The organism is Deltaproteobacteria bacterium, assembly GCA_023382265.1.
Taxonomy (GTDB): Bacteria; JAMCPX01; JAMCPX01; order JAMCPX01; family JAMCPX01; genus JAMCPX01.
Genome location: JAMCPX010000014.1, coordinates 1 through 12208, shown reverse-complemented (window position 1 = coordinate 12208; position 12208 = coordinate 1). Strand labels below are relative to the sequence as shown.

The following is a 12208-nucleotide window of genomic DNA, read 5'->3' as shown; positions in this document are numbered from 1 at the left end:
TATAACTATAAATACCTATAATAAAGTCAACAAATAAAAAAGGAGGGTTTTATGGAAAGATACAAAAACGGGTTGTTGCTTATCGGCAGAGTTTTGTTCTCCCTGATATTCGCGTTCGGTGCTGTGGATCATTTAACGAAGATCAATGCCATGGCAGGTTACGCGGCGTCTGCGGGCGTACCATTCCCGAAGCTCGCTATCATTGTAACGGGGTTGATGCTTCTTGTCGGGAGCATATCGATACTGCTGGGATGGAAGATATCCTATGGTGCAATCATCCTGATTATATTCCTCATCCCGGTAACATATCAGATACATTTTCTCGGTATGCTCCACGCGACGAATCCCATGATGAAACAGGAACAGATGCTCAATCTATTGAAGAACATCGGACTTATCGGCGGTGCCATATACATAGCACTCCTTGGTGCCGGTAAATACAGTATAGATAAAAAATAATACAAAGGAGGACACGATGGCAAAGATAGCGATTGTATACTATTCAGCGTACGGACATACCCTTGAACTTGCAAAGGCGATAGAAAAAGGGGCCAAAGAGGCCGGCGCTGAAACAAGGCTGAGGAAGGTAAAAGAACTGGTACCGGATGATGTTGTCAAGGGCAACCAGGGGCTTTCTGCCGGTCACGCGCTGCAAAAGGATATAACAGAAGCAGCACTCGGAGACCTAGAATGGGCGGACGGTATTGCATTCGGCACGCCGACGCGGTTTGGCAATACTACGGCCCAACTCCGGAATTTTCTCGATCAGACCGGACCTCTGTGGGCCAAGGGTGCGCTTGCAGGCAAGGTAGCCGCATTTTTTACCGGTGCATCAACACCTCATGGAGGCCATGAAACAACCATACTTACCTTAAGTACGTTTGCATACCATCACGGCATGCTGATCATGCCCATGGGCTACACGATCAAAGGATCGGGTGATCCCTACGGGCCAACGTATGTTTCCGGAGACGGCTCAAAACCTGTGGGCGAGGAAGAAAAAAGGCTTGCTCAGGAGTTCGGCAAAAACCTCGCAAAGGTCTCACAGAAACTCGCAGGGAAATAATATTCAGTGTTTTTAGAGGGGCGGAATGTATGCCGCCCCTCGGTCTGAGGTCTGACAACAATTGCAACAACAAAAAACTGCGTTTTATTGAAGCATAGTTTATGTCAAAAGATTTGATTAAAAATGTAAAACTCTTTTTATTCAAGATGATGTTTAGTCTTTATCCCCCTTACCCTGGGGCAGGCATACGTATAACCCATATGTCGCGTGATTACGCAACCTTTGATATCAGTATGAAGCTCAGGTTCTACAGTAAAAACTACTTCCGTACTCATTCCGGCATTTAACCAAAAGAACGCAATATGGAAGTCTGTCCGTTCGAGGCATCAATGGGTGCTACCTATTCTATCGATAAAAAACTTGACTTTAAAAATAATATAGAAAAAACTCACATAAAGGCGAAGAACTAAATGAAACTTTCTGTAATTATACCTGTTTATAATGAAGTTACCACAATTCAGGAACTCTTAAAGAGGGTAGAATCAGTTGCACTCGATAAAGAAATCATCATGGTCGATGATTTCTCTACAGATGGAACACGTGATATTTTAAAATTAGCAGAAAAGGAAAAAGCAGGACAGGATAATCATGTATTCCTGTATCATGAAAAGAACAAAGGCAAGGGTGCAGCAATAAGGACGGCCCAGCAGCATGTAAGCGGGGATATCGTGATTATACAGGATGCCGATCTTGAATATGATCCATCCGAATATCCCAATTTGATAAGTCCAATAGTTAATGGTGATGCTGATGTTGTTTACGGCTCAAGATTTGCAGGCTATCCAAGAAGAGTATTGTTGTTCCGTCATACGCTCGCTAACCACTTCCTTACGTTCTTATCCAACCTTTTTACCAATATCAATCTTACGGACATGGAAACATGTTATAAGGTTTTTAGAGCCGATATATTCAAGATAATACCGATCAGATCGAATAGATTTGGTTTTGAACCTGAAATCACAGCCAAGGTATCAAAAATAGGGTGCCGTATTTATGAAGTACCAATATCGTATAAAGGCAGAACGCTCGAGGAAGGCAAAAAGATTGGTTGGAAGGATGGAATAATAGCCTTATGGACTATTGTAAAGTATGGTTTTTTTTTCTGATATTGATAAAATAAATCCTGGATATTCAACATTGGTATCAATGGGTAAGATAAATTTTTATAATAGGTTCCTATTTGAATACATAAAACCATTTCTCGGACAAAACATCTTTGAAGTTGGCTCCGGGATAGGCAATATAAGTAAATATCTATTTCTCAAATCAAGAATTCTTTATCTAACAGACATAGAGGACAAATATTTAATCAGGCTAAAAAGTCTTTATGCCCACTATCAGAATATAAAGGTGTTAAAGTATGATCTTGAAAAAGACCCGTTAGACGCCGTTGAAAAGATCGATACCGTAGTTTGTCTTAATGTGCTTGAGCACATCAAGGATGATGACAATGCGCTTCATGAGATGCATGACCTGCTTGAGACGGATGGACGGCTATTATTGCTTGTACCTGCACATCATATACTTTACGGGAGTATTGATAAGGCGATCAGTCATTTTCGCAGATACGAAAAGGCAGAGCTTATAGACAAGCTTGAGAAAGCAGGATTTATCATAGAGAAAATGAGGTTTATAAATTTGCCGGGTGCCTTTGGTTGGTTTATAAATTCGAGGATCCTGAAAAGACAGGCGGTTCCCAATATTCAGGTAAAACTTGTTCACTTAATGAGACCGTGGTTATTTATAGAAAGGCATATCAGGATACCGTTTGGACTCTCTCTGTTTGTAGTAGCAAGAAAAACAGATAAATCCGGTAAAAAAAAGAATAGGTTACCACCAATCTGAATCTTTTCAAATATGCGACAGTTTTACGGTCACGAGGTTATTGCCGCACCGATGCCGATCATAATCAATATCCACGCAATCATCAGATATACACTCCACGTCCTCAGCTTCAATGATGAAAGCTCAACGGGCTTTGATGACCTGCCCATCTTGAAAACGACCGTGAGCATGTATCCTACAATGATGAGCCCCATCACAAAGCTTGCGAGAAAAAGCGCCGTGCTGTCATAACTCAGGTTCAATTTATAGCTGTAGATTGAATAGTTGTATTTCCCCGCATAAAGCATGCGCAGTACCTCTCTCAAAGATGACATTGCCAGCACGGTGATCACCATGATTGACGCAACAGGTAATGCATATTTTCTTGGATCTGTCTGTGCCTTTATCAGTGCGAGCAGCATGATAATGGCGAAAGACACACCGGTTAAAAACATATAATTAGTATAAAGATGGAACGTAGCGGGTAAGCTCAGCAGCCACCATACACCGGCAGCCATCTGCAGGACCGTAAAGAAAACGGCCATTTCCGCACCTGTTTTGCCGACCCATGCAAGATAAGTACTATCCATGTCTTCCCTTTTCCAGAAGTACCATGAATAGAGCATCATAAAAACACCGGTGAGTGCAAACGAGGCGGCAATAAAATGAAGGAACCGCGGCAATTGAAATGCATGGAGTCTGGTACCGTACAGGTTTACGCCGTTATTATTCGTATACCATTCAAACCATTTTTCAGGGAGCAGTGCCTGATACGAAACAGCGTGCATGATAACAGCAGCAAGGATGACAAGGAGAAATGCAAGTATGCCCCATACTGCAATATGACTCTTTCCTTTGTCGAGCTTCAGATAAAATGTGTAAGCAAAAGAGAAAGCTGACATCAGAACAAACAGTATCCCTATCATCCATGATCCTGAAAGCACGTTCGATGTATACCAGAACGGGTCATAGATTACCTGTATAAAAAGCAGGGGTGCAACGCCAAGGACAATGGCAAGGGATAAGTTTATTGTAGTGGCCTTTGCAAATGCCTTTGATAATGCCCTGTAGTGCTTACCGGTGCGGAAGTAAGAGTACACAGCCATAAAAGATCCGCCGATAACAAAATTAACAAAAACAATATGCAGGGCGAATGTCAATACGAGAAGTATCTGGAACGCCAACGGATAAAACGGTATCCCTACCGGGTCCTGCAATGATTTTAACATTTCAGAAATATTCATATCAACCTCCGTTTATCTGTAAAGGCTTACAAGATATACTGCCAGTGCCTTCTTCTCCATGTCAGTGCCTGCGAATTTGGGCATATACGGGAATGCATTAAGAAAACCGATAATCGCCTCTGCATCATCAACATTGTTAAGTCTCGCTTTTTTTACCATTTCCGGGAGCGGTCTTAGCCATCCATGTACCTGAAGTGTATGACAGGCAGAACATTCAATCCGTGCAATTACCTCTCCTGCCTGCTGCATGTTTATATCATTGATGTTCTGTAAACCCGCAGGTACAAAATACGAGTAGTGAAGTATGCCCTGTGAGTTGATTTCGGGTATTTCGCTTTTAACACGCTTTGACGGTATATCGTTTGATATGATCTGGTTTGAATACATATAATGGTCTATGACATACGGCTTTCTGATACGTTCCCTCATGCTTTCTGCTGAGAATATACCTGTCAGCAATATTAATATGGCAATAATGCCAGGGACCAATTTAGCCCAGTGCGGTTTTATCAAGGTAAAGATAAACCAGAGCATCAATACTATAAGACTCCCAACAACAATATGAGGTATAAGTTTTGGTATTAGCGGTGTCATATCCGCAATCTCTTTTGCTGCATGTGGAAGTGCCTTATAATACCATATAAAAAATAATGAACCCAATAACGTACCTGCAATGCCCCATATAGATGCCCTTCTTATAATAAACGATTTCACTTCTTTGTTCTTTAATGTTGCTGCAACAACAATGGCATACAGTGCTGCCACCGCAAACATAAAAGATGTTCTCATGAGCAGTTGTGGTACGTATGTAGGATTAAAGAACCCATCAAAAAACCCGCCTGTTTTGAGCCATCTGCCGGGTGATAGCATAAACGCAATAATGCCTGTTATGATAATCATGCTAATCCATGAACCGATTGCGTATATCAAACCTATTGTGAGGTGGGTCTTTTTATCAACCTTTTCAAAGGTATAATAATAAACATAGATGGCAACAACCTCAATAACAAAGAATACCCATTCTGTTGCCCAGCCCCACACATAGTTGTGGATTAAAGCAGAGATGCCCCTGGGATTTGAAACCGTTATGCTGTACCATATTCCAATACCCGAGAGTGAACCGAATACAAAAGAGAAGATCAGGATCGTAAGAACGTACTTTTTTATAAATTCAAGGAGTTCCGGTCTGTTTTGTTTATAAGCCTTGTTTTCTACATAAACATTAAACCAGAATGCAGATGTTGCAAGGTGTGAGGGGAGTATATGGAATGACGCAATAAATGCGATTACAAGCGCAGAACCTATAACAGGCAATTGCCATACCGGATACATAACCGGGACCTCCTTTCAGTCAGCATATTTTTTAAGCCAGTCGTACACATAACCGGCTACATCTGCCAGCAAGGTTCTGTGACGACCCAGAGTGCATGGCGTTCAAACTCTTTATACATTGAAACGAATTTTGTACTTTTCCGCAATATATTTTATCATAGTCGCCGGTGTGATCCTGTCCTTACTGTTGAATGTCCTATGAGTATGGGTTTCGAAGGAAGTTTTATTATTTCTTTCTCGAGGCCTTCAGCATAATCGAGCAAACTCGTTGTACCGAGTTCCGGCGTCGGTACCGCCTTTGGATTCATATCATGAAATCTTAGGACCGGCGTTATGCATGCATATCCTCTGGATTCAAAGAACTTTTTGTAGCGTTCCCGATACCAGCTGCTGCCCCACATGCCATGGATCATAACTATTGTGTCTGTCACAACCCACCTCCTTACGGGAATTTACCCGCAATGACATGTGCATGTCAATCCAAAAATGCAAAAAACAGTGAAGTCCGCAAAACCTTTACAGGTAAAGTAGTTTGAAGGCTGTTTGAAACGAAGTGAATGATCTCGTTTTTAGAATGACAAATGATAACTGCCCGGCACTTTTTTTAACTCCGCACGTTTATACGCAGAGAGTATGCGTTATCCGGGTATAGAATTACTTGTCCTCTTCATCACTGTCCGGAAGGTTAAGGATCGGGGATGATGGGATTTGCTGAATATTCTTTAACTTTCTCTCTATCGTGCGGGATTTCTTTGAAGCATCTTCTATGGTGTTACTTGCCTCTTGAAGTTTCTTTTGAGTCTTATCAAGGATTGACCCAAAAATAACGAACTCCTGCTTAACGGCTGAAAGTAAAACCCATACCTCGCTTGAGCGTTTCTCTATGGCGAGTGTTTTGAATCCCATTTGTAAACTATTTAATAATGCAGTTAATGTTGAAGGACCGGATATGCTTACCCTGTATTTTCTCTGTAATCTGTCGACAAGCCCTGGTCTTCGGATTACCTCTGCATACAAGCCTTCTACAGGTAAAAACAGAATACCGAAATCCGTTGTATTCGGTGGATCAAGATATTTCTCACTTATATCCTTTGCCTCCGCTTCAATTCTTATTTCGAGTTGTTTGGAATACTGTTCTACTTGTTCTAAGTTAGTCTTTTCCTGTGCTTCAATAAGCCTTTGGTAGTCTTCAAGAGGGAATTTTGCATCAATAGGCAGCCATATTGCATCTTTGTTCTCATCATGTCCCGGCAGTTTTATAGCAAATTCAACAGTCTCTCTGGTACCATTCTTTGTAACAACATTTTTTGCATACTGTTCTATTGTAAGAATCTGTTCAAGTAATGAACCAAGCTGGACCTCTCCCCATGTGCCTCTTGTTTTTACATTTGTTAATACCTTTTTTAAATCTCCTACGCCCATTGCAAGAGATTGCATCTCCCCGAGACCCTTGTGAACCTGTTCAAGCCTATCACTAACTTGTTTAAAAGATTCGCCGAGCCTTTTTTCGAGTGTTTCATGCAATTTTTCATCCACGGTTGCCCTCATCTTTTCAAGTTTTTGATTGTTATCATCCTGCAGCAGTTTTATCCTTTCTTCAATAGTTGCTCTCATCTTTTCAAGTTTTTGCTCATTTGACTGAGTTAGATTGGATAATTGGGCCGCAAATATATCAAGCTGATTTTTTTGTAATGTGGCAATTTCGGACATGTTCTTGAGAATGGAGTCATTGAATAGTCTTAAAGAGGTATTCGCCTCCTCTCTTTGCTGTTTTGCATTAAGATTTCCCTCTTCCCTGTTTTTCAATATTTCGTCTCTGATAGAGTATTCAGTCTTATCTTGATTTTTTGTTATGGTTTCAATAAGTGATTCAAGCCTTAAAAATCTGCTATCATGGTTTCGGAATAATATGAAAACCAACATTATGACTGCTGCCACAATAAGGACCAGCGAAATAACGGTTATCTCTAACATCGAAGCCTCCTATAAACTTAATGTAAATCCAAAATGTACATATAAAAATAACATGTTTGTAAAAAGTTTTACAATCTAAAGTTTTGATTTACTCTCTGCATATTTAATGATTTCCAATGCTATATCGCTTTTTGTTATTTTTTCGATTGCCTCAAAACCAGGGGATGGATTTACCTCAAGGACTTTGGGACCTGAGGAACTTTCGATAATATCGACACCTGCGATATCCAGTCCTATGGTGGATGCAGCTTTAAGTGCTATTTCTTTATATGAATCTGGGAGTATTATAGATTCTGCATTTGCACCGCGATGTATATTGGTTCTAAACTCTCCAGATTTTGCAATCCTTTTTATTGCACCCACCACATTTCCTCCAACTACAAATATCCTTATATCCCTTCCTTTTGATTCTGAAATGAATTGCTGTAGTATAATGTTCTGGCCAAGGCTGAAAAACGCATTGATTGTCGATTCTATAGAATCTCTTGATTCAGCAAGTATAACCCCTATGCCTTGAAGACCCTCAATAAGCTTCAGGATTACTGGTGGGCCTCCTACCATGCTTAAAGCTGAATCAATATCTTCCGGGTTTCTTATCATTGCAGTTGCAGGAACGTCTACACCATTTGCCAGTAAATATTGAATACTCATAAATTTATCCCTTGCAATGGATATAGGAAAAGGATTGTTTAGAATCACTGTATTGGTCTGTTCATACTGTTTTACTGCCGCCAGACTAAAACTATTAACATTTCCGGATATTCTTGGGATAATGATGTCGGGCTTTTTTACATCCTTACCTTTATACTTAACAATCTTTTTCCCATTAACTATGGCTATGTTGAGTTTTAAAGGATCAATAACTCTCACAGAATGCCCGTGTGACCTTGCGGCCTGAGCAAGTCTTTTAGTTGAATAAATGGATAATCTCTTTGAGAGTATTAATATTCGCATCAATAAAGTATTATGATTTCTCTATGCTGCTTAAGTGTTTTTATCCATGATTTTAAAACTTTTTCATAAGCTTTATGGTGGAGTATCTGTTTTATACTTTTATAAGCATCTTCTTTACTCACACCTTTAAAACTTGTTATATGGTTTTTATAATAGTCTCGAATATCAGTATCGTTTACGTTAACCAGCACACTTATTTCATCATGAATATATTGTTTTAAAATCAATTCATCGCTCATGTATTTTTTTAGGCCGGCATCTGTAATCGCATAATGTTTTAAAAACTCATTGTAGTATTTTTCTCCCGGAAACATTGATTTCAAATCCTGTATCATATTATTAACTTCCGTTTGTCCGGGGTTTTTTATAGACAAGAGTTGTGCATCTTTCAACATGAGCAATCTATCGATAAGCTTATTTTCATAAGTTTTTATAAATTGTTTTTCTTTGAGTTTTTTAATACTATTATCGTATCCATAATCAATGACAGAACTTAAAGCAGCGTATTGAACAAGCTCCATACGAGTTATAACACCAACCCCTTCTATATGTACGGCTATACTATCTACAATAGCAGACTTTGTGCTGGCTGCATGAAGTTGTCGTATCCAAATAACCGGTGATAGCAAAACGCACATCATTAAAATACATTTATTATTCATATAGATTTAAATCTTATCACAGATTGTAAAAATTTGTAACAAGGATTTTTAATGATGATCGAGAAGAAAAACTTTAAGCATCTCAAGTGGATCGCGGTTTTAAAACCCGCATCCGCACCCCTATTGCAATTTTTGGTTAAGCCGTTATCTATTCAAATCCTGTATTATATTTTTATAGATAGGGTATTCTGGGATGGAATCTTTGCATGAGTAAATGCTGGAAAATTCCTCCAGTCCTAAGGTAACATCTACAATTGTAGGATCAAATATGCTGCCTTTCATCCGTTTTATAAAATCGATTACAGAGTCAATGGGTTCTGCTTTGCGATATGGGGCGTTATTTGTCATGGCATCAAATACCTCGGCTAAAAAGAGTATTCTGCCCTGTAAACTGATCTGGTCGCCCTTTAACCCTGAGGGATACCCTTTGCCATTATAACATTCATGATGTTGTAAAACACCTTTTATAATGTAATCGGACAGTTTCATGTAGTCTAAAATCTTTATTGCAGTGTATGGGTGCTTTTTTATAGATAAAATTTCATCCTGTGACAGGGGCGTTTTTTTTTCGAGAATCGTATCATTTATACCTATAAAACCTATATCATGAAATATGCCTGCTATCTGTAATTGTATTATCTGTTTTTCATTTAGTTTCAATCCTCTACCAATTGATGCCGCATACAACCCTACCCTTACGGAGTGTTCATACCTTCTCCATGATCTGAAAGGGCAGATGGAATTAAAAATGTGCAGTGCAGATTTTAGACTGAGCTTTATCTCGTCACGGTTAGTGTGGAGAGTATAGATTTTCATGATATGCTCCTTTTGAACATTTAATTTTAAAAGATAGTTTGTCGGGAAAATCGAGATGTGAAGCGGTTTTATTAAAAAGACAAGATTGATAGAATTTAGAGAGAAAGTGAAAAGATGCAGCCGTAGATTGCACCAAAGAATAATCGCTATAAACATATCCTAACATGTGAGGATCTCACTCATAACCTGCAGGATAAACTGATATCCACATATATAAACATATCTTATTTTGCCGATTTTAAGGTATTGCTCTAAATGAGCTGCAGTGTTTGTAGTGCAAATAAATGCGTGCGCATCATTTTTTGAGTCAGGATCGTCGCATATAGCGTATTCTTTATCATTATTATCATATCTTGTAAGATGTCTTAAAGAATACCCCTGTACTTCACTGGCGATGTTAATATTTATAAGTGCTGTGGTGATCGTTTTGGCTTTTATTGTAGCTGTATAACCGTTGTATGGCGAAAGACTAAATATAACGGTAAAAACTAATAAAAACAATCTTAAGATTTTTTTATTTTTCATCATAAATTTAATCTAATAATTATGAGAATACTACCCAGCATCGTTTTTATGTCAATAACTTTCTTTGTATTTCTTTAGCAGAGACATTAAAACAAGCAAGTAAATAATGCGTTCGTTATTTTTACGTTGAAAGATTATATGTTGACGAGCCAAAAGACTGATGTTAAAGCAAAATCCATGCTTGATATAAAATTTTTAAGAGAAAACAGAAAAATTGTAGAAGATGCAATCGCTAAAAGGGCCATGAATATTCCCTTAAAGTCTTTCTATGATATGGACAATAAAAGGCTTGAGCTTCTCAAACGAGTTGAAGAATTAAGACATAAAAAAAACATTATTTCAAAAGATATAGGTACAAAAAAGGCAAGAGGCGAAGATAATCAGGTATTGTTAGAAGAAGTAAAATCCATAGGTGCAGAGACTGAACAAATCGACAATATCATAAACGGGCTTGAGATAGAAATTAATAGATTTTTGTTAATGCTCCCCAATATTCCGCATTCATCCGTTGTTTACGGAAGGACGAGCGAAGATAATCAGGTTGTCAAATCGTGGGGTGAAAAGAGGTCATTTGATTTTACGCCATACACACACAATGAACTCGGAATTAAACTCGGTATACTTGATTTTCAAAGAGGCGCCAAGATAACTGCATCAGGCTTCTCTATCTCTTTTGGTCATGGTGCAATCCTTGAAAGGGCGATTATGAATTTTTTTCTTGATATGCACATCTATGAGCAAAAATACACGGAGGTTTATGTCCCTTTCATGGTTAATGAAACAAGTATGAGAGGTACGGGACAGTTACCGAAATTCAAAGATGATCTTTTTAAGATACAGGATGAAGAGTTATATCTTATACCTACTGCTGAAGTCCCTGTCACAAATATTCATGCAAATGAAATCCTTGATAAGGCATCTCTGCCTAAATATTACACAGCATATTCACCATGCTTTAGAAGAGAAGCAGGCTCTTATGGAAAGGATACTAAAGGATTAATCAGACAGCATCAGTTTAACAAAGTTGAACTTGTGAAAATTGTCGAGCCGGAAACATCTTATGATGAGCATGAAGCGCTTTTAATTGATGCGGAAGAACCATTGAAGAGGCTTGGTCTGCATTACAGGGTTGTAAATCTTTGTACAGGTGACATTGGTTTTTCATCAGCTAAAACTTATGATATAGAGGTATGGCTGCCGGGGCAGCATGAATATCTGGAAATATCATCATGCAGTAATTTCGAAGATTTTCAGGCAAGAAGGGCAAATATAAAATATAGACCTGCAAGGAGTGAGAAACCGAGGTATGTCCATACCCTAAATGCGTCCGGTCTTGCCATTGGAAGAACTGTAGTGGCTATCTTGGAGAATTACCAGCAGGAAGACGGGAGTATAATAATTCCGGAGGTCTTGCATCGATACATGAATGGTATTACAGTTATACCTTCGTTAAAACATAAATAATCATCGTGGAGAGGTGGCCGAGTGGCTTAAGGCAACCGCCTGCTAAGCGGTTTTCGTCGGAAGGCGAACGTGGGTTCGAATCCCACCCTCTCCGTTTTTTATAAGGTCTTGGTTTTTAATGCCGGCTGCCATTAGAGGCTGCATACCAGGATAAGATTTTCAAGATCTGCTGCTGGACTTTCCCATCGCAATTTTTGGGTTTAAAGAGGCTTGAATCTTGACAGTGTTCTCCATTTTTCAAACACGATATCCATGTTATACGGAACAGCAAAGTTCCGTTATTCTATTGTAAACTGTATATTAACCCTTCTATTGATGGCCCTTGCACCTGAGGTTGTGTTTGGTTC

Annotated in this window: 13 protein-coding genes and 1 tRNA gene; 6 read left to right on the top strand and 8 right to left on the bottom strand. The window is 39.0% G+C overall.

All coding sequences use genetic code 11. The annotated features are described in order from the left end of the window. The first annotated feature begins 51 nt into the window (after window positions 1-51). The 4 genes from M1381_02660 (at window position 52) to M1381_02645 (ending at window position 2911) form a co-directional block, all read left to right on the top strand. The gene (locus tag M1381_02660) at window positions 52-459 is read left to right on the top strand and encodes a DoxX family protein (protein ID MCL4477990.1); all 408 of its coding nucleotides are present in this window, start codon (window positions 52-54) and stop codon (window positions 457-459) included. Window positions 460-475: 16 nt separating this feature from the next. Next, window positions 476-1066, top strand: coding sequence for an NAD(P)H:quinone oxidoreductase (gene wrbA, locus M1381_02655; GenBank protein ID MCL4477989.1), 591 nt, complete (start codon window positions 476-478; stop codon window positions 1064-1066). Window positions 1067-1476: 410 nt separating this feature from the next. Further along, complete coding sequence (locus M1381_02650; GenBank protein MCL4477988.1) at window positions 1477-2172, top strand: glycosyltransferase family 2 protein; 696 nt, start codon at window positions 1477-1479, stop codon at window positions 2170-2172. A gap of 40 nt (window positions 2173-2212) precedes the next feature. Then, window positions 2213-2911, top strand: a complete 699-nt coding sequence (locus M1381_02645) for a class I SAM-dependent methyltransferase (GenBank protein MCL4477987.1) — start codon at window positions 2213-2215, stop codon at window positions 2909-2911. A 29-nt stretch (window positions 2912-2940) separates the two neighbouring features. Here the strand turns inward: M1381_02645 and M1381_02640 are convergent, their stop codons facing one another. From M1381_02640 to M1381_02605, 8 genes are all read right to left on the bottom strand, one after another. After that, window positions 2941-4134, bottom strand: coding sequence for a hypothetical protein (locus tag M1381_02640; protein MCL4477986.1), 1194 nt, complete (start codon window positions 4132-4134; stop codon window positions 2941-2943). A 12-nt stretch (window positions 4135-4146) separates the two neighbouring features. Further along, a complete protein-coding gene (locus M1381_02635; GenBank protein ID MCL4477985.1) occupies window positions 4147-5466 on the bottom strand; it encodes a cytochrome ubiquinol oxidase subunit I in 1320 nt (439 codons plus the stop codon). A 155-nt stretch (window positions 5467-5621) separates the two neighbouring features. Next, on the bottom strand, window positions 5622-5897 hold the full coding sequence (locus M1381_02630; GenBank protein ID MCL4477984.1) for an alpha/beta hydrolase: 276 nt from the start codon (window positions 5895-5897) through the stop codon (window positions 5622-5624). 223 nt (window positions 5898-6120) lie between these two features. Next, window positions 6121-7440 carry a DNA recombination protein RmuC gene (gene rmuC, locus M1381_02625; protein ID MCL4477983.1) on the bottom strand — a complete coding sequence of 440 codons (1320 nt, stop codon included), beginning with the start codon at window positions 7438-7440 and terminating at the stop codon, window positions 6121-6123. A 75-nt stretch (window positions 7441-7515) separates the two neighbouring features. Then, window positions 7516-8394, bottom strand: coding sequence for a RimK family alpha-L-glutamate ligase (locus M1381_02620; protein MCL4477982.1), 879 nt, complete (start codon window positions 8392-8394; stop codon window positions 7516-7518). Beyond that, the gene (locus tag M1381_02615; GenBank protein MCL4477981.1) at window positions 8394-9056 is read right to left on the bottom strand and encodes a hypothetical protein; all 663 of its coding nucleotides are present in this window, start codon (window positions 9054-9056) and stop codon (window positions 8394-8396) included. The genes M1381_02620 and M1381_02615 overlap by 1 nt, the downstream gene beginning before the upstream one ends. A 144-nt stretch (window positions 9057-9200) precedes the next feature. Then, a complete protein-coding gene (locus M1381_02610; GenBank protein MCL4477980.1) occupies window positions 9201-9872 on the bottom strand; it encodes an HD domain-containing protein in 672 nt (223 codons plus the stop codon). A 159-nt stretch (window positions 9873-10031) separates the two neighbouring features. Then, a complete protein-coding gene (locus tag M1381_02605; protein ID MCL4477979.1) occupies window positions 10032-10397 on the bottom strand; it encodes a hypothetical protein in 366 nt (121 codons plus the stop codon). Window positions 10398-10574: 177 nt separating this feature from the next. Between M1381_02605 and serS the strand changes: the two genes are divergently transcribed. Further along, window positions 10575-11861 carry a serine--tRNA ligase gene (gene serS / locus M1381_02600; protein ID MCL4477978.1) on the top strand — a complete coding sequence of 429 codons (1287 nt, stop codon included), beginning with the start codon at window positions 10575-10577 and terminating at the stop codon, window positions 11859-11861. 7 nt (window positions 11862-11868) lie between these two features. Continuing rightward, a tRNA-Ser gene (locus tag M1381_02595) sits at window positions 11869-11955 on the top strand. The last annotated feature ends 253 nt before the right edge of the window (window positions 11956-12208 follow it).